The following is an 18,064-nucleotide window of genomic DNA, read 5'->3' on the forward strand; positions in this document are numbered from 1 at the left end:
TTAGGGTTGCAACACGCCGAACAAAAGGCAGCGATTTTTCAGTTTCGTGGCCCATGATGGAGACCGCTACATGATCGACCCATCAACGTTCTACGAAACTGAAAGGCGAGACTCTCTCCATGACCTCTCCAGCTAACTACCTCGCCATGATCCGCGTCGTCGGTGTCGGCGGCGGCGGCGTCAACGCCGTCAACCGCATGATCGAGGAAGGACTCAAGGGCGTCGAATTCGTCGCGGTCAACACCGACTCCCAGGCCCTCCTGTTCACCGATGCCGACACCAAGCTCGACATCGGCCGCGAGGCCACCCGCGGCCTCGGCGCCGGCGCGAACCCCGAGGTCGGGCGCACCTCCGCGGAGGACCACAAGCAGGAGATTGAGGAGTCGCTGAAGGGCTCCGACATGGTCTTCGTCACCGCCGGCGAGGGCGGCGGCACCGGCACGGGTGCGGCGCCGGTCGTCGCGGGCATCGCGAAGAAGATGGGCGCGCTCACCATCGGCGTGGTCACCCGCCCGTTCTCGTTCGAGGGCAAGCGCCGCACCCGCCAGGCGCTCGAGGGCATCGAGAACCTCAAGGAGGTCTGCGACACCGTCATCGTCATCCCGAACGACCGCCTCCTCCAGCTCGGCGACGCGGAGCTGTCCATGATGGAGGCCTTCCGCGCGGCGGACGAGGTGCTCTACAACGGTGTCCAGGGCATCACCAACCTCATCACCATCCCGGGCATGATCAACGTCGACTTCGCGGACGTTCGCTCCGTCATGGCGGACGCAGGCTCCGCGCTCATGGGCGTCGGCTCGGCCCGCGGCGACAACCGCGTCATGACCGCCACCGAGCAGGCGATCAACTCCCCGCTGCTCGAGACCACCATGGAGGGTGCCAAGGGCGTTCTCATCTCCGTGGCCGGCGGCTCCGACCTGGGCCTCATGGAGGTCAACAACGCCGCCTCCATCGTGGAGGAGAAGGCAGACGACGACGCCAACATCATCTTCGGCACCATCATCGACGACAACCTCGGCGACGAGGTCCGCGTGACCATCATCGCCACCGGCTTCGACGAGAAGGCCAACGTCCGCGCCGACGCCCAGCAGAACCAGCAGGCTCAGCAGGCGGGCGGCTCCTCCCACGCCGTGACCGTGGACAACGGCCCCGCCTCCGAGACCGCCACCCCGGCGCCCTCCCGCGGCTCGCTTTTCGACGACCGCCCCGCCGCCCCGGCAGCCTCCTCCGCCCCGGCCGCCCCGCGCGAGGAGTCCCGCGAGACCTACCAGCCGCGCCACCGCTACGAGGAGCGCTCCTCCGGGCTGTTCACCCGCTCCGAGGGCCGCGGCCGCGAGGAGCGCGGTTACGACGACCCGCACGACCTCGACGTCCCCGACTTCCTCCGCTAGCCGCCGCGGGCGCCTCCGCTAGGGTGTTGGTCATGGCACCCGACAGCGAGCGGCGCGCGCAGCGCCCGGAGAACCGTCCCGTCCGCATGGTGTTCACCTCCCGTGAGGGCGGGACGTCGTTGTCTCCCTACGACTCCTTCAATCTCGGCGAGCACGTCGGCGACGATCCGGCGGCCGTCGCGGCCAACCGCGCCCGCCTCGCGAACGTCCTCGGCCTGGCCCCGGAGCGTTTCGTGTGGATGGAGCAGCTGCACACCAACACCGTGGCGGTTGTCGACGGCCCCCGGCCCGACCCCGTCGAGGCGACCGACGCGCTGATCACCGCCGAGCCCGGGCTCGCCCTGTGCGTGCTCGTGGCCGACTGCACCCCGGTGCTGCTCGCCGACCACGCCGCCGGCGTGATCGGGGCGGCGCACGCGGGCCGGCTCGGGGCGCGCAACGGGATCGTGGCCAACACCGTCCGGGCGATGGTGGAGCTGGGGGCGCGGCCCGCTGCGATCCAGGCGCTGCTCGGGCCCGCGGCGGCGGGGGAGTCGTACGAGGTCCCCGAGGCGATGGCCCGGGACGTCGAGAAGCACCTGCCCGGCTCGATGACGCGGACCCGCCGGGGCACGCCCGGCATCGACGTCCGGGCGGGGCTCGTGCGCCAGCTCATGGGGCTCGGGGTGACCCACATCGACGCGGACCCCCGCGACACCGTCACGGACCACGACTTCTTCTCGTACCGCCGGGAGGGCACCACAGGGCGCCAGGCCGGCGTGATCTGGCTGACCGGAAAGGACGCACACTGATGAGCAGGAAAGACGAGATCGCCCGCAACCTCGACGAGGTGACCCGGCGGATCCGCGCCGCGGAGGCGGCGGCGGGCCGCGCGCCGGGTTCGGTGCGGCTGATTCCCGTGAGCAAGTTCCACCCCGTCGAGGACATCGAGATACTCGACGGGCTCGGGGTGCACCTCGTGGGCGAGAACCGGGAGCAGGAGGCGCGCGCGAAGGCAGAGCACCTCGCGGCGGCGGGGCGGCAGGTGGGCATCGCGATGATCGGGCAGATCCAGTCCAAGAAGGCCAACGCCGTCGCGCGCTGGGCGCGGGAGGTGCACTCCGTGGACTCCGTCAAGCTGGCCCGGGGCCTCGACCGCGGCGTCGCGCTCGCCCTCGAGCGGGGCGAGAGGACCGACCCCGTCCTGCCGTGCCTCGTGCAGATCTCCGCCGACGGCGACGCGGCCCGCGGGGGAGTGCCCGCGGGCGAGATTGACGCGGTCGTCGGCGCCGTCGAGGAGGCCGAGCACCTCGCCTTCGCCGGGTTCATGGTCGTGCCCCCGCTCGACGCCGACCCGGCCGAGGTCTTCCGCGCCGCGCGCACGCTTACCGACGCCCACGCGGGCGCCCTCGGCCGCGACCTCGTCCTCTCCGCCGGGATGTCGGGCGACTTCGAGCAGGCCATCGCGTGCGGTTCGGATATCGTGCGTGTCGGAACCGGCGTGCTGGGAGCGCGGCCCGTACGCTAGCACCGACGCTCGCTACAGTGGCGGAACAAGCACCCGACAACGACCCCAGGAGCACGCACAGCATGTCTATCTTCGGCACCGCGAAGGAATTCTTCGGTCTCGGCCCGTACAACGAGGACGAGGCCTACTACGACGACTCCCGTTACCCGGAATCCGGCTCCACCGCCTACGGCCGCGGCGCGGAGTCCCACGGCGAGCCCGCCCGCGCTTACACGGACGCCGCCCCCCGTTCCGACTACGGCTCCTACCGCTCCGCGCCCGCCCGCGACTTCGCTCCGGCGATCGTCTCCGCTTCGCCGCGCACCTACAACGACGCCAAGGAGATCGGCGAGCCCTTCCGCGCCGGCGACGCCGTCATCATGGACCTGACCGACCTTGACGCCTCCGACGCGAAGCGCCTCATCGACTTCGCCGCTGGCCTCTGCTTCGCCCTGCGCGGCAAGATGCACAACCTTTCCCGCGGCCTGGACACGGACCGCCGCGTCTTCGCCATCGCCCCGGAGAACGCGCCGTTCGGCGCCGCCGAGCTTGAGCGCGCCGCGCATCTGCGCTAAACGCGCCCGGGTGCAGCCCACCCCGCCCCTGCCGGTTTCCGCCGGGGAGCGGGGTGTTGTTGATTCCGGGATGGGTCGGCCCGGTAGGCTGGGCGCGTGGCACTGTTTGGAGCTTGTATGTACGCCCTTGTCGGCATCTACACCCTCGTGGTGGTGATCAGGCTGATCATCGAGATGATCCAGTCCTTCTCCAAGAACTTCGCGCCCCCGCGCTGGTTCATGGTGGCGGCGGAGGCCCTGTTCGTTGTCACGGACCCGCCCGTCAACGCCCTACGCCGCCTCATCCCGCCGCTGCGGCTCAGCGGCGGCGTGGGTGTGGACGTGAGCGTGATCGCGCTGTTCGTCCTGCTCGCCATCGTCCAGGTGCTGATCCGGACGCTGCTCGTCACCCCGTTCCTCTGAGGCCCGCCGCAGCCTGCTCCGGGCCCCGCATCAGGGGCTGAGGTGCGGAAAAACCTCCGATGCCGTAGCGTCGGGGTCACCCTCCGGTGCATATTGAGGGTATAAATAAAATCGGCACGGGGTTCTCTCGGCTACACTCTCTGCTTAAATAAGGAAAACTCTACGAACTGTCTGGGTGAATTCCATAACCTGGGTTTCGCTCGCGCGCCCGCCCCGTCGGGTGCGACAACATGAAGGGATCGCTAATGCCGCTCACACCAGCAGACGTGCACAATGTCGCTTTTAGCAAGCCGCCTATCGGCAAGCGGGGCTACAACGAGGACGAGGTGGACCAGTTCCTCGACCTCATCGAGGACACGCTTGCACAGCTGCAGGACGAGAACGACGAGCTGCGCGCCCGCGTTGAGGAGCTGGGCAAGGGCGGCCAGGCCGCCGCAGCCCCGGCTCGCGCCGCCCAGGCCGAGAAGGCACCTCAGGTGAACGAGGCCGACGTGCGCAAGAAGGTCGAGCAGGAGCTGCGCTCCTCCTACGAGGAGAAGCTGCGCGAGGCCCAGGAGGCGAAGACCCGCGCCGAGGCCGAGGCCCGCACCGCCAAGGAGGAGGCGGCCCGCGCCCGCCGCGAGGCCGAGGAGGCCGCCCGCAAGCAGGCCGCCCAGCCGGCCCAGGCATCCCAAGCTGCGCAGCCCGCGGCGGAGAAGAAGCCCGCCCAGGCCCAGAACGTCGCCTCCTCCGGCGACGCCTCCGCCGATACCCACGTCCAGGCCGCCAAGATCCTGGGCATGGCGCAGGAGATGGCTGACCGCCTCACCTCCGAGGCCCAGGCCGAGGCCCGCTCCATGCTCGACGAGGCGCGCGGCGCCGCCGAACGCCAGCTGCAGGACGCGGAGACCCGCTCCCGCACCCAGCTCGCGGACGCCGACAAGCAGGCCAAGAGCACCACGTCGCAGGCCGAGTCCCGCGCCCAGCAGCTCGTCGGCGACGCCGAGCGCAAGGCCGCCGAGACCACCAACGAGGCCAACTCCCGCGCCGAGGCGCAGATCCGCCAGGCCGAGGAACAGGCCGCGAAGCTGCAGGCCGACGCCGAGCGCAAGCACACCGAGATCATGAACACGGTCAAGCAGCAGCAGACCGCCCTGGAGAACAGGATCGCGGAGCTGCGCACCTTCGAGCGCGAGTACCGCACCCGCCTGAAGACCCTGCTGCAGTCCCAGCTCGAGGAGCTGGAGACCCGCGGCACCTCCGCCCCGAGCGGCGCCGACAAGTAACCGGCTCGACAGCTCCCCGCCCACCCGGGCGGGGAGCTTCGTCGTTGCCGGGGGCGGGCGCGCCGCGCCCGCGGGATGTGGGTTAGACTGTGGGCGCATCCTTTGAGCACGCGTCGATCCGGCCATCACCGGGGAGCGTTTCCGGAAGAACAGCTGCGCGCTTCGCGGCGCGGCGGCCCAGTAGAACCGGACGTCACGGGGAGACGTCACTTCCTTCACCGCAAATGAAGCGGGGGCCCGATTGAGGCCCCAAGCAGGGTGGTACCGCGTGGTTCGCCGCGTCCCTGCACCAGGCACGAATTTCTGCGTGAGTGAAGGAGAACAAGGACATGAGTGACGTCGGCGGGGTCTACCCCAAGGCGGACATGACGGGCGGCAGCTCGGCGTTTCCCGAGATGGAGCGCGAGGTGCTCGCGTACTGGAAAGAGGACGGCACCTTCCAGGCGTCGTTAAGCAACCGCGAGGGCTGCGAGGAGTACGTCTTCAACGACGGGCCCCCCTTCGCCAACGGCCTGCCCCACTACGGCCACCTGCTCACCGGCTACGTTAAGGATATCGTCCCGCGCTACCGCACCATGGCCGGCTACCACGTGCCGCGGGTATTCGGCTGGGACTGCCACGGCCTGCCCGCCGAGCTCGAGGCGGAGAAGCAGCTGGGCATCAAGGACAAGGGCGAGATCGAGGCCATGGGCCTGGACAAGTTCAACGAGTACTGCGCCTCCTCGGTGCTGCAGTACGCGGGGGAGTGGGAGGACTACGTCACACGCCAGGCCCGCTGGGTCGACTTTGACAACGGCTACAAGACGATGGACCTGGATTACATGGAGTCCGTCATGTGGGCGTTCAAGGAGCTCTACGACAAGGGCCTGATCTACCAGGGCTTCCGCGTCCTGCCGTACTCCTGGGCCGAGCACACCCCGCTGTCGAACCAGGAGACTCGCCTCGACGACTCCTACCGCGACCGCCAGGACCCGACGGTCACCGTCACCCTTCCGCTGACGGGCGCGCGCGAGGGCTTCCCCGCCACCGCGACGTGGGCGGAGCACCCCGAGCTTCACGACGCCTCCGCGATCGCCTGGACCACCACCCCGTGGACCCTGCCCTCCAACCTCGCCCTGGCCGTCGGCCCGGAGATCGAGTACTCGCTGATCCGCGTGGGCGAGGACGGCGCCGCCGGCTTCGCCAGCGCGAAGCTGCTGCTTGCGACGAACCTGCTCGGCGCCTACGCCAAGGAGCTCGGCGCCGAGCCGGAGGTCTTGGCGACGTTCCGCGGCTCCGAGCTCGAGGGCCTGGAGTACACCCCGGTCTTCGACTACTTCGCCGACCAGGACAACGCCTTCATGGTGCTGGTTGCGGACTACGTCTCCACTGAGGACGGCACCGGCATCGTCCACCAGGCCCCCGCCTTCGGTGAGGACGACATGTTCACCTGCGAGCGCTACGGCATCGAGCTCGTCATCCCGGTCGACGCGGACGGCACATTCACCTCGCTCGTCCCGGAGTACGAGGGCAAGCTCGTCTTCGACGCCAACCGCGACATCATCCGCGACCTCAAGGCGAAGAACCGTGTGCTGCGCGACCAGACGATCGTGCACTCCTACCCGCACTCCTGGCGCTCGGGCGAGCCGCTGATCTACATGGCGCTGCCCGCGTGGTTCGTCAAGGTCACCGAGATCCGCGACCGCATGGTGGAGCTGAACCGGGAGATCGAGTGGATCCCCGGCCACATCCGCGACGGGCAGTTCGGCAAGTGGCTCGAGGGCGCGCGCGACTGGAACATCTCGCGCACCCGCTACTGGGGCTCGCCGGTTCCGGCGTGGGTCTCGGACAACCCCGAGTACCCGCGCGTGGACGTCTACGGTTCTCTCGACGAGCTGGAGCGCGACTTCGGCGTGAGGCCTGAATCCCTGCACCGCCCGCACATCGACGAGCTGGTCCGCCCGAACCCGGACGACCCGACGGGTCAGTCCATGATGCGCCGCGTGCCGGACGTGCTGGACTGCTGGTTCGAGTCGGGCTCCATGCCCTTCGCCCAGTACCACTACCCCTTCGACAACGCCGAGGAGCACGACGCTCGCCAGCCGGCGGACTTCATCGTGGAGTACTCCGGGCAGACCCGCGGCTGGTTTTACGTGCAGCACGTCCTGTCCACCGCGCTGTTCGACCGCGTGGCCTTCAAGAAGGTCGTCGCCCACGGCATCGTACTGGGCAATGACGGGCTGAAGATGTCCAAGTCGAAGGGCAACTACCCGGACGTCAACGAGGTCTTCGACCGCGACGGCTCCGACGCGATGCGCTGGTTCCTCATGTCCAGCCCGATCCTGCGCGGCGGCAACCTCATCGTCACCGAGCAGGGCATCCGCGAGGGCGTGCGCCAGGCGCTGCTGCCCATCTGGAACGCCTACAGCTTCCTGCAGCTCTACGCCTCGACCGAGGCGCGCTGGTCCGTCGACTCCGACAACGTGCTCGACCGCTACATCCTGGCCAAGACCCACGACCTCGTCGCGGGTGTGGACGCGGCGCTGGCGGATACCCGCATCGCGGACGCCTGCGACGAGGTGCGCCAGTTCGCCGACACCCTGACCAACTGGTACGTGCGCCGCTCCCGCGACCGCTTCTGGGAGGGCCAGGAGGCCCACCCGGAGGCCTTCGACACCCTCTACACGGTCCTCGAGGTGCTCACCCGCGTCTCCGCGCCGCTGCTGCCGTACGTCTCCGAGGTGATCTGGCGCGGCCTGACCGGCGGGCGCTCGGTCCACCTCGCCGACTTCCCGAAGGCGGAGGACCTGCCCGCGGACGAGCAGCTTGTCGACGCCATGGACGCCACCCGCTCGGTGTGCTCCGCCGCCAGCTCCGTGCGCAAGGCCAACAAGCTGCGCAACCGCCTGCCGCTGCCGAAGCTGACGGTGGCGCTGCCGGACTCGGCGCAGCTGGCGGACTTCGCGGCGACGATCCGCGATGAGGTCAACGTCAAGGACATCGAGCTGACCGACGACGTTGACTCCGCGGGCACCTTCGAGGTGGTCGTCAACGCGAAGGTGGCGGGCCCGCAGCTGGGCCGCGACGTGCAGCGCGCCATCAAGAACGTCAAGACGGGCAACTACGTCCGCGAGGGCGAGAACGTGGTGGTCGACGGCGACATCGTGCTCACCCCGGAGCTCTACACCGAGCGCCTCGTAGCGGAGAACCCGGAGTCCACCGCGCGCGTCGAGGGCGCCGGCGGGGTTGACGGCCTGGTCGTCCTGGACACCATGGTCACTCCCGAGCTGGAGGCCGAGGGCTGGGCGGCGGACGTGATCCGCGGCCTGCAGGATGCGCGCAAGGCCTCCGGTTTCGAGGTCTCCGACCGCATCGCCGTCGAGCTGTTCGTGCCGGAGGACAAGCAGGAGTGGGCGACCCGCCACGCCGAGCACATCGCCCGCGAGACGCTGGCGACCTCCTTCGAGGTCTCCACGAGCGGCGAGGGCGCGCACAAGGTCGTTGAGGGCGTGAGCGCCTCCGTGGCCAAGAACGGCTGACGCGATGTGTAGGTGGGCGCCTGCGGGCCTCATGGCCCTGTCCGGCGCCTCCCTCTACGCCGGGGCGGCCCTCGCCGTCGGGCTTTTCGACGCCCTCGCGCCCGCCCACGTCGCCTGGCTGCGCATCAGCGCCGCCGCGCTGCTGCTCCTCGCCCTGCGCCGGCCCGCGCCTCGCGACTTTGTCGGGCGCGCGGGAGCACACGCCGCCGTGTTCGGCCTCATGACCATGGGCATGAACATGGCCTTCTACCTCGCCATCGCCTCCATCCCCCTCGGCACCGCCGTGGCGGTGGAGTTCCTCGGCCCGGTGGCGATCGCCGCGCTGGGGTCGCGCTCGGCGCGCGACTGGGCGGCGCTTGCCCTGGCCGCCGCGGGCGTGCTGGTGATCTCCGGCGCGACCTGGTCCGGCCACGGTTCCGGAATCCTGTGGGCGCTGGCCGCGGGCGCGCTGTGGGCGGGCTACATCGTCACGGGGTCGAGAATTGCGTCGGGAGGGGCGTCGAGAAGCGCGACCGCCGTCGGTTTTGCGTGGGCGGCCCTGCTCGCGGCGCCGGCGGTCTTGGCGCTGTGGCCGCGCGGGGTAGTGGGCGCGGAGATCGCCCCGGCGCAGTTCGCGCTGCTGTGGCTCGGTCTCGGGCTGCTCTCCGCCGCGATCCCGTACTCGCTCGACCAGGTGGTCATGCGCATGGCGGGCGCGTCGCGCTTCGCGCTGCTGCAGGCGATCCTGCCGCTAGCGGCCACGCTCATCGGGGCGGTGGCGCTCGGGCAGATGCTCAGCGCGGCGGAGGCCGCGGGCATCGCGCTCATCGTGGCCGCGGTGGCGCTGCGCCGGACCTGAGCTGGCCCTGATCCGCCTACGCCGGTTCGTCGAGCGGGCGGGCGCGCACCGCGGCCCCGGCGCCCCCGGCTTCCCTGGCGGACAAGCGCAGCGCACGGCCCATGCCGACGTAGCCGACGAAGGGATCCTCGCTGATGGTCAGCGGCCGGTGCACGTGGGCGAGCACCCACGCGTCGTAGCCGCGGGCGAGCAGCTGCTCCGGGGTGGCGGGCAGGCACGGGCTGGTCCACTCGCCGGTCAGGCCGGTGTGCAGCAGCCCCAGGTTGGGCCAGCCCGGCGCCGGGGCAGGGAAGTCCCCGGCGAGCTCGCGGGGGTCGCGGTCGACGGCCACCGCGGCGGTGTGCAGCGCCCACCCGCCGGCGCGGTAGGTGGCGGGCTGCGTCGAGGCGGCGGCGACGCCGGCGGGGATGACACCACGCAGGTCGTGCGCGGTGTCTTGGTTCCCGGCCACGAAAAGAACGGTGCCGAAGAGCTCGCCGGCGCGCTCGAAGAGGCGGGCTACCTCCCCGTAGGTCTCCGCGGTGTAGCGCTTCTTGTCGATGACATCGCCCAGCACCACCAGGTGCCCGCAGCCCGCAGCCGCGCCGCGCTCCACCGCTCCGAGGGCCCAGCCGAGGCCGGGGCCCACCTTCTTCTCGCCATTCTGTGCGCGCCCCAGGTGGATGTCGGCGATCACCAGCAGGTCCTCGGGCGCGCTCCACGTCATGGGGACATGATAGGCCCGCGATACGCTGGGTTCATGACTCGCTGGGTGCTGCACATCGACATGGACGCGTTCTACGCCTCCTGCGAGCAGCTCACCCGGCCGACTCTCAAGGGCCGCCCGGTGCTGGTCGCGGGCGTTTCCGGCAGGGGAGTGGTCGCCGGTGCGAGCTACGAGGCCCGCAAGTACGGAGCCCGCTCAGCCATGCCCACCCACCGCGCCGCACGCCTCGTCGGGCCGAAGGCGGTGCTCGTCGAGCCGCGCCGCGCCGTCTACTCCACGGCCTCGCGCCGGGTCTTCGAGATCATCGGGCGCCACGTGGACGTCGTCGAGCAGCTCTCCATCGACGAGGCCTTCCTCGAGCCCGCAGAGCTTGTCGACGCCACCCCCGACGCCGTCCGCGACTGGGCCAACGGGCTGCGCGCCGCGATCAGGGAGGAGACGGGCCTGCCCAGCTCCATCGGCGCGGGCAGCGGGAAGCAGTACGCGAAGATCGGCTCCGGGCTGGCCAAACCCGATGGCGTCTTCGTCATCCCGCACGCCGAGCAGCTGGACATCCTGCACCCCCTGCCCGTCGGCGAGCTGTGGGGCGCGGGCCCGGTTACGCAGGCGAAGCTGGCCACCGCCGGCGTGGAGACCATCGGTGACCTGGCGGCGCTGAGCGAGAAGGAGGTGGAGATCGCGCTGGGCGGGGTCGTCGCGAAGCAGCTGTGGACGCTGGCCCGCGGCGTCGACGAGCGGGCGGTGGCGCCGCGCGCGGAGGCGAAGCAGATCTCCGCGGAGCACACCTACCCGCGCGACCTGCAGACCCCGGCCGAGGTCGACGCGGCGCTCACCCGCGCGGCGCACGACGCCCACCGCCGCCTGCTCAAGGACGGGCGCGGGGCCCGCACCGTGAGCGTGAAGCTGCGCATGGCGGACTTCCGCATCGAGTCGCGCTCTGCCACGCTGCCCTACGCCACCGACGACGCGGAGACGCTGCTGGCCACCGCCTTCAACCTGGTGCGCTACCCGGGTGAGGTGGGGCCCATCCGCCTGGTCGGAGTGTCCTACTCGGGGCTGGAGGAGGCCTTGCAGGACGTGCTCTTCCCGGAGCTCGACCAGCAGATCGTGGCCCGCCCGAACACGAACGACGACTACGAGACCGGGATGAGCGACCACGCCGCGGAGGTCAGTGTCGAGGTGGACGCCCCGCCAGTCGCCGTGGCGGGCAGGTGGCGGCCGACCCAGGACGTCGACCACCCCGACCACGGGCACGGCTGGGTGCAGGGCGCCGGCCACGGGAGGGTGACCGTGCGCTTTGAGACGCGCGCGACGGGCCCGGGCAGGATCGTCACCCTGCCCGCCGACGACCCGCAGCTCACCCCAGGCGACCCCGTGGACTCGCTCGCCTGGGAGGACTGGCTACACGCCGAGCAGTAGGCGTGGGTCCGTGCCCGTGGCCAGCGCGGTGGCCAGTGCGATGCGGGCCTGGCCCGCGCGCAGCCAGCCGCTGGGCAGGGCGCCGCGCGCCCCCAAGCTCGCCCCGCCGCCGGCGCCGCCGTAGTCGAAGGAGACCTCCCCGAAGGGCACCGAGGTGCTCACCACTACGGGGATGCCGGCGTCCAGGGCCCGGCCGAGGGCCTCGCCCATCGCGGTGGAGACGTTGCCGGAGCCCAGCGCCTCCACGACGATCCCGTCCGGCCCCGCGGCCACGACGTGGTCCACCAGCGAGGCGTCCGCGCCGGGCCAGGCGCGCAGGATGGGCACGTCGATGCCGGCCAGGGCGGCGCGCGCGGCGGGGGCGGGGCGAGGCACCGTGAGCGGGGCCGTCAGCGCGAAGGCGCGCCGCTCCGCGGTGTCGCGCTTGATCAGGGCGCGGGCGGCAAAGGTGTCGCCGCCGAAGGTCACCATCACGCCCTGCCCGCGCGCCAGCGGGTCTGCGGCCAGGGAGATCGCCCGGTTCAGGTTGGCCGGTCCGTCCGCCGAGGGGTGGTCGGCGGGCAGCTGCGCGCCCGTGAGGACCACGGGGCGCGGGTCGTCGTGCACCAGGTCGAGCGCGAGGGCCGTCTCCGCCATGGAGTCCGTGCCGTGGGTGATCACGATGCCGGCGATGTTGGCGTCGCCAAGCGCCTTGCCCGCGAGCTCGACGAGCGTGTCGACGTCAGCGAGCGTCATCGCCGAGGAATCGAGGCTGACCGCGTCGAAGACGCGCACCTCCTCCGTCGTGCCGCACGCGCGCACGAGGTCCTCCCCGCTCAGCGTCGGCGTGCGCGCGCCCGTGGCGGGGTCGGTCGTGCACGCGATGGTGCCGCCGGTGGAGATGACGAGGACGAAGGTGCCCGATTGCTGGGGAATAGTCATGAATACCAGTGTGTTGGTTGGGGTTTGCCGTTATACGTCGGTAATCTTAGCCGGGATAGAGACCGCCTGGCCGGCGGCGCTTCAAGGAGATCAAGGAGAAACCGTGAAAACCGCGAACGCAAGGAAGATCACCGCAGCACTCGCCGCGCTCGGCGCCGCAGTGAGCCTGGCCGCCTGCTCGAACGACGGCGAGGGTGGCTCAAGCTCCTCGTCCACCGCCGCCTCCAGCGGCTCCAGCAGCGCGTCCCAGGCCCCCGCCGCCGAGCTGCCTACTGCGGCCGAGCTCAACGCCGTGCTCACCCGCGCGACCGACCCGAACCTGCCCATCGAGGAGCGCGTCAACACGGTCGAGGGCGGCGAGACCGCGCCCGAGCTTTTCGACGTCATGGCCCAGTCCCAGCAGGAGTCCGGCGCGAACTTCCAGGTCGTCGACCCGGTCCTGCCGGGCTACTCGCCCAACACGGCGCTGGCCACCGTCAACTTCACCGCCCCGGACGCGCAGTCCCAGCTGGCGGAGAACGTGGAGTTCATGTACCAGGACGGCACCTGGAAGCTCTCGCAGTCCTGGGCCTGCACCCTCGTGACCAACACGCTGCCCGCCGAGCAGGTGCCGGAGATGTGCCGCACCCAGGCGCCGGCCGGCGAGGCCCCGGCGCCCGCCGCCCCTGCGGAGGGCGCACCCGCCGAGCAGACTCCTGCCGAGGGCGCGCCGGCGCCGGCCCTCTAGGCCCGCCCGGACGCTAGTCCTTGTCGCGCCAGACCTCGTCCGTCCACAGCGTGGACAGGCTGAGGATCCTGGCGCGCGCGTCTTTCTGCTCCAGGCGGCGCCGCCACTGGCGCCGCAGCCAGCGGTCGTGGCTGGTGATGATCACTGTGCCGGAAAAATCGAGCAGCGCCTCCTCCAGCTCCTCCGCGAGCGCGAGGGAGAGGTGGTTGGTCGGCTCGTCCAGCAGCAGCAGGTCCGGCGGGGAAGACAGGATAATGCCCAGGGAGACGCGGCGCCGCTGGCCGAGCGAGAGGCTCTCCAGCGGAAGTGCCGCCTGCTCCTCGCTGAGCAGGCCCATCTCAACCAGGTCGGGTACGCCTGAGGGGGTGCGGGCCGCGAAGGCCGCGGTGGCTGTCTGCGTCAGGTCCTCCCACTGGTCGTCCTGCTCGAGGCGCGCCACCGTCATCTCCTCGGGCATGACGAGTTCGCCCTCGTAGTCCGACAGTGCGCCGTCGATGATCTTCAGCAGCGTCGACTTGCCGGAGCCGTTGGGCCCTTCGACGAGCAGCTGCTGGCCGGGTTGCAGCTTGAAGCTCAGCGGGGCGAGGCGGCCGTCGACCTCGACATCGCGCGCCACCACGGCGGGCAGGCCCAGGCTGGTCGCCGTGTGCGGCGGCAGGCCGCGGAACTGCAGGCGCTTCGGCGGCGCCGGCAGCTGCCCGCGCTCAAGGGCCTCAAGGCGGTTCTCCGCCGCGCGGCGCCGGTTGCCCACGGTCTTCGCGGCGCGGTCGGCGTAGAACTTCGCAGCGGCGCGCGTCTCCGTCTTGTTCTCCAGGGAGTGGAACACGTCCTCCGCGGCCGTCTCCGCAGCCTTCTCCAGGCGGGCGCGCTCGTGTTCCTGGGCCGCGTAGTCCGTCTCCCAGCGCCGCCGCCGCGCCTCGCGGGCCCGGAGGTAGTCGGAGAAGGTGCCGGTAAAGCGCGCGCCCTGCCGTGTGGCCTCGCCGTAGCCGCCCTCGGCGCCGAGGCCCGGGTCGAGGTCGACGAGGCCGTCGCAGACGGCGTCGAGGAAGTAGCGGTCGTGGCTGGCGGCCAGCACGGGCCCGGAAAACGCCTCGAGCTCGCCGATGAGGAAGTCCACCGCCTCGTCGTCGAGGTGGTTGGTGGGCTCGTCGAGCACCATCGCGTCGACGGGCCGCAGCAGCAGCGTCGCCAGCGCGAAGCGGCGGCGCTGCCCGCCGGACATCTCGCCGAGCGGGGTGGACAGCTCGACGTTGGCCAGGCCGAGTCCGGCCAGGACGGTGGCGATGCGCGCGTCGAGCTCCCACACGCCTGAGTTCTGCGCGCGGGCGAGCGCCCGGTCGAAGTCCGCGGCGACGGAGGGGTCCTCGGCCATTCGCTCGGACAGCCGGGTGATGTCGGCCTCGATCTCGCGCAGTTCAGCCACGGCGGTCTCGATGAGCGCGGAGGCCGGCTCAGAGAAGGGCAGGGAGGTCTCCTGGGCGATGAATCCCGTCACCGGCGGGGTGATGATCGTGCCCGCGTCCGGGGCGAGCTCCCCGGCGATGAGCGCCATGAGGGTCGACTTGCCGGCCCCGTTTTCCCCGATCAGGCCGGTGACCGAGTCGGAGGGGACGGCGAAGGAGACGTCCGTGAGCACGCGGCGCCCGCCCGGGTAGCCGAACGAGACGCCGTCGAGGCCGATGTGAAGGGGTGCAACCATGGGGAGAGTCTACGTCCCGTAGGCGACGGCGGTGGTGATGTCCTGCACGACCCGGTTCGCGGACTGCGGCCCCGTGTAGACGACGCGGGTCGTGGCGTTGACGTGCCCGGCCACCGGAAGCGGGGAACCGAGGTCGACCTCGATGCGCCCCTCCGAGGTGGTTTCGGAGGTTTCTACGGTCAGGGTCTGGCCGTTGAGCTCGCCGGCGACCTCGTTGTCGATGGAGACGCTGCGCTGGGTGGGCCGCTCCGCCACCTCGACGCCGAGGGTGAGCCTGTCCCCGTCGACGCGCTCGAGGGTGTAGGTGGTGGTGCGCATCATGGAGGCGTCCCCGGTCACGCGGTTCTCCACGGTCCACGACCCGCCCTCGCCCACCGGCTCCTCCGGAAAGACGACGTTGGTGGACATCAGGGTCAGCAGCGTGGACTCGACCACCCCGCGGCCGCGCTCGGTGGAGGAGTCGGGGGCGAGCAGCTTCACGGTGCTCACCGCGCCGCTTGCCGACGCCCTCCAGGCCATCAGGAAGCCCTCGGCCGAGGCGATGTCCTCGGCGGCGTCGAGGGCGGAGTACTCGGGCGTGCCGACGGTGAAGCGCACGGCGCGCTGCGCCGGCTGCTCGTCCTTGCCGGGGTCGTCCGCCGGGCGGGTCAGCGCGGTCAGCGGCAGCGTGGTCGTCTCCACGTCGCCGCCGGCGGGGGCCCCGGGGGTGACGGACTCGGCGGGCACGACGTCCTGAGCGATGCCGCGCGAGACCGCGGCGCGGGTGCTCACCTCGCCGCCGTCCCCGCCGCCGTCCTCGGAGAAGGCGAGGACGCGCGGGTTCTCGCCCGCGTCCACCAGCGTGACGCGCGCCTGGTCCGCGGCGAACGCCGGGACACCGTCGAGGAGGACTGTGTCGGTGTCGGAGCAGGACGCCAGCGCGAGGGCGCAGGCGAGGGCGGCGGCCCCGGCCAGGCCGCGGCGGCGGGTGGGCGCAGTCGGGTTAGTCACACAACGAACCTACCGCACGGGCCGGACACGACCCCTTCGCGCGGCGCGACTCCGGCTACAGTAAACAGTCGATGGATGAGCAGAACTCGCGCGCCCGGGGCGGCGCGCCAGCAGGGGCACAGGCCCGCGGAAGGAAAGGCGCCCGCTTCGTGGGCAGGATCGTCGGCGGGATGCTCGCCGTGGCCGCGGCGGACCAGGCGGTCAAGCAGCTCATGGTGACCGTCCTCGAGCCCGGCCGACCCGTCGCGGTCATCGGCGACTGGTTCCGCCTCTTCCTCCTGTTCAACCCTGGCGCGGCCTTCTCCATGGGGCAGGACTCGACGTGGCTGTTCACCACGATTCAGCTCGCCTTCGTCGTCGGCGCCCTCATCGCCGCCCCGCGCATCGCCCAGCCCGCCGAGGCGGCCGGCCTGGCGCTGATCGCCGGGGGAGCGCTGGGCAACCTGATCGACAGGCTGACCCGCCCGCCCGGGTTCTGGTTCGGGCACGTGGTGGACTACATCTCGGTGGGCAGCTTCGCCGTGTTCAACCTCGCGGACGCCGCGATCACCGTGGGCGTGGTCGTGGTCGTCGCCGCGCTCTTCCTGGGCGCCGAGACGGACGACGAGCGGGAGGGGAGGGCGCGCGATGGACGGTAGCTTCCGCTCCCTGCCCGTGCCCGAGGGCCTCGACGGCATGCGCGTCGACGCGGCCGTGGCCAAGCTCTTCGGCATCTCGCGCGCCACCGCAGCCGAGATCATCGCCGACGGCGACGTGCTTGTCGACGCCACCGCGGTGCAGAAGTCCGACCGTGTCGCCGCTGGCTCGATGCTCGAGGCCACGCTCCCGGGTCCGAAGGAGGCGCCGCGGCCGAAGGCGGAGCACGTCGAGGGTCTCAACGTGATCTACTCCGACGCGGACGTCATTGCCGTCGACAAGCCTGTCGGCGTTGCCGCGCACCCGACGCTGGGCTGGGAGGGCCCCACCGTCGTCGGGGGGCTGCAGGCGATGGGCTTCGAGCTTCCCGACGCCGGGCCGCCCGAGCGCAAGGGCATCGTGCAACGCCTCGACGTCGGCACCTCCGGGGTGATGGTGGTGGCCAACAGCGTGCAGGGCTACTCGGTGCTCAAGCGCGCCTTCCGCGAGCGCACCGTGGACAAGACCTACCACGCGGTCGTGCAGGGCCTGCCCGACCCGATCGTCGGCACCGTCGACGCGCCTATCGGGCGCCACCCGTCCGCCGGGTGGAAGTTCGCCGTCACCGCCGACGGGCGCCACTCCGTCACCCACTACGAGGTCATCGAGGCGTTCCGCGAGGCCTCGCTTCTCGAGGTCCACCTCGAGACCGGCCGCACCCACCAGATCCGCGTGCACATGTCGGCCACCGGGCACCCCTGCGTCGGCGACCCGATGTACGGCTCCGACCCGAACCTGGCGCAGCGGCTCGGGCTGATCCGCCAGTGGCTGCACGCCACCAAGCTCGGGTTCCTGCACCCGCGCACCAACACGTGGATGGAGGTGGAGTCGCCCTACCCGGACGACCTCGCCCACGCCCTCGAGGTGCTGCGCGGGTGAGAGCGCCCCGACTCGTCGCCGCCCTCGCCCTCGCCGGGGCGCTGCCCGTCGGCCTGATCGCGCTGGGCGAGAGCGTGCAGCGCCCGCCCGTGCCCGCCGGGGACCGGCTCGGGCGCGAGGCGTCGGAAAGCTGGTCCAGCTACGAGGAAAGGGCCGCAGCCTCGCTTCTCGACGCCCCACCCGCCACCGACGTCTTCGCCCTCGTCACCTTCGAGCGCGGCCGCGGCACCGCCGAGGCGGCCGCCGCACTGGAGGGCGCGGACCGTGTCAACGCGGTCGCCTTCCCCGATCAGGCCGCGCGCCCCGTGCCCGAGCCCGTGGCGGGGGAGAGCAGGGAGGACGTGTTCCGCCGCGCCGCGGGCCCCGGCCCAAACCCGGAGGTCGCCGGGGTGGTCGTCCACGCCGACGGGCCGACCCTGCGCGCGATCGCGGGGCGCGAGGGCGTGGCGGCCGTCGAGGCGCTGCCCGTCGACGCCGTGTGGGGAGCCTTCGCCATCGCGACCACCCGGCCCTGATTCCGGCCCGTGGGGGAGGGGGTCGGCGTGTATAGTTCTGCACGTTAGATCCGAGCGC

At 71.5% G+C, this 18,064-nt stretch carries 17 protein-coding genes; 13 read left to right on the top strand and 4 right to left on the bottom strand.

The genetic code is table 11. The features are described from left to right. Window positions 1–119 precede the first annotated feature (119 nt). The 8 genes from ftsZ to DYZ02_RS10450 all read left to right on the top strand — a co-directional run bounded on the left by ftsZ (window position 120) and on the right by DYZ02_RS10450 (window position 9,475). A complete protein-coding gene (gene ftsZ / locus DYZ02_RS10415) occupies window positions 120–1,391 on the top strand; it encodes a cell division protein FtsZ (protein WP_115686186.1) in 1,272 nt (423 codons plus the stop codon). A gap of 32 nt (window positions 1,392–1,423) precedes the next feature. Then, on the top strand, window positions 1,424–2,182 hold the full coding sequence (gene pgeF, locus DYZ02_RS10420; protein WP_245945781.1) for a peptidoglycan editing factor PgeF: 759 nt from the start codon (window positions 1,424–1,426) through the stop codon (window positions 2,180–2,182). Then, window positions 2,182–2,898, top strand: a complete 717-nt coding sequence (locus tag DYZ02_RS10425) for a YggS family pyridoxal phosphate-dependent enzyme (protein WP_115686187.1) — start codon at window positions 2,182–2,184, stop codon at window positions 2,896–2,898. The genes pgeF and DYZ02_RS10425 overlap by 1 nt, the downstream gene beginning before the upstream one ends. 62 nt (window positions 2,899–2,960) lie before the next feature. After that, the gene (locus DYZ02_RS10430; RefSeq protein WP_115686188.1) at window positions 2,961–3,452 is read left to right on the top strand and encodes a cell division protein SepF; all 492 of its coding nucleotides are present in this window, start codon (window positions 2,961–2,963) and stop codon (window positions 3,450–3,452) included. A gap of 117 nt (window positions 3,453–3,569) precedes the next feature. Next, window positions 3,570–3,854, top strand: a complete 285-nt coding sequence (locus DYZ02_RS10435) for a YggT family protein (protein ID WP_115686189.1) — start codon at window positions 3,570–3,572, stop codon at window positions 3,852–3,854. A gap of 245 nt (window positions 3,855–4,099) precedes the next feature. Continuing rightward, complete coding sequence (locus DYZ02_RS10440; RefSeq protein ID WP_115686190.1) at window positions 4,100–5,119, top strand: DivIVA domain-containing protein; 1,020 nt, start codon at window positions 4,100–4,102, stop codon at window positions 5,117–5,119. Between the two features lie 329 nt (window positions 5,120–5,448). Then, window positions 5,449–8,637, top strand: a complete 3,189-nt coding sequence (gene ileS, locus DYZ02_RS10445) for an isoleucine--tRNA ligase (protein ID WP_115686467.1) — start codon at window positions 5,449–5,451, stop codon at window positions 8,635–8,637. A 31-nt stretch (window positions 8,638–8,668) separates the two neighbouring features. Further along, window positions 8,669–9,475, top strand: coding sequence for an EamA family transporter (locus DYZ02_RS10450; protein WP_115686191.1), 807 nt, complete (start codon window positions 8,669–8,671; stop codon window positions 9,473–9,475). A gap of 16 nt (window positions 9,476–9,491) precedes the next feature. Here the strand turns inward: DYZ02_RS10450 and DYZ02_RS10455 are convergent, their stop codons facing one another. Continuing rightward, the gene (locus DYZ02_RS10455) at window positions 9,492–10,181 is read right to left on the bottom strand and encodes a metallophosphoesterase family protein (RefSeq protein ID WP_115686192.1); all 690 of its coding nucleotides are present in this window, start codon (window positions 10,179–10,181) and stop codon (window positions 9,492–9,494) included. Between the two features lie 33 nt (window positions 10,182–10,214). Here DYZ02_RS10455 and DYZ02_RS10460 point away from each other — a divergent pair, with 33 nt between their 5' ends. Continuing rightward, window positions 10,215–11,600 (top strand): DNA polymerase IV, encoded by a 1,386-nt coding sequence (locus DYZ02_RS10460; RefSeq protein WP_115686193.1) that lies wholly within the window; start codon window positions 10,215–10,217, stop codon window positions 11,598–11,600. Here DYZ02_RS10460 and DYZ02_RS10465 read toward each other — a convergent pair. Then, window positions 11,583–12,521: an asparaginase gene (locus DYZ02_RS10465; protein WP_115686194.1), complete on the bottom strand. Its 939-nt coding sequence runs from the start codon at window positions 12,519–12,521 to the stop codon at window positions 11,583–11,585. The genes DYZ02_RS10460 and DYZ02_RS10465 overlap by 18 nt on opposite strands. A 103-nt stretch (window positions 12,522–12,624) precedes the next feature. Here DYZ02_RS10465 and DYZ02_RS10470 point away from each other — a divergent pair, with 103 nt between their 5' ends. Beyond that, entirely contained in the window at window positions 12,625–13,248 is a 624-nt protein-coding gene (locus tag DYZ02_RS10470; protein ID WP_115686195.1) for a WKL family lipoprotein, read from the top strand. A gap of 13 nt (window positions 13,249–13,261) precedes the next feature. Here DYZ02_RS10470 and DYZ02_RS10475 read toward each other — a convergent pair whose 3' ends face one another. Beyond that, the gene (locus tag DYZ02_RS10475) at window positions 13,262–14,947 is read right to left on the bottom strand and encodes an ATP-binding cassette domain-containing protein (RefSeq protein ID WP_115686196.1); all 1,686 of its coding nucleotides are present in this window, start codon (window positions 14,945–14,947) and stop codon (window positions 13,262–13,264) included. A 9-nt stretch (window positions 14,948–14,956) separates the two neighbouring features. Continuing rightward, window positions 14,957–15,937, bottom strand: coding sequence for a DUF6263 family protein (locus DYZ02_RS11455; RefSeq protein WP_181896960.1), 981 nt, complete (start codon window positions 15,935–15,937; stop codon window positions 14,957–14,959). Window positions 15,938–16,008: 71 nt separating this feature from the next. Here DYZ02_RS11455 and lspA point away from each other — a divergent pair, with 71 nt between their 5' ends. From lspA to DYZ02_RS10495, 3 genes are read left to right on the top strand one after another with little or no spacing between them, the layout of a single operon-like run. Further along, the gene (lspA, locus tag DYZ02_RS10485; RefSeq protein ID WP_115686197.1) at window positions 16,009–16,575 is read left to right on the top strand and encodes a signal peptidase II; all 567 of its coding nucleotides are present in this window, start codon (window positions 16,009–16,011) and stop codon (window positions 16,573–16,575) included. Then, the gene (locus DYZ02_RS10490; protein ID WP_115686198.1) at window positions 16,565–17,491 is read left to right on the top strand and encodes an RluA family pseudouridine synthase; all 927 of its coding nucleotides are present in this window, start codon (window positions 16,565–16,567) and stop codon (window positions 17,489–17,491) included. Before lspA ends, DYZ02_RS10490 begins: the two co-directional genes overlap by 11 nt. Continuing rightward, entirely contained in the window at window positions 17,488–18,006 is a 519-nt protein-coding gene (locus tag DYZ02_RS10495; RefSeq protein WP_115686199.1) for a hypothetical protein, read from the top strand. Before DYZ02_RS10490 ends, DYZ02_RS10495 begins: the two co-directional genes overlap by 4 nt. The last annotated feature ends 58 nt before the right edge of the window (window positions 18,007–18,064 follow it).

This window comes from Corynebacterium senegalense (genome assembly GCF_900411315.1).
Classification (GTDB): domain Bacteria; phylum Actinomycetota; class Actinomycetes; order Mycobacteriales; family Mycobacteriaceae; genus Corynebacterium; species Corynebacterium senegalense.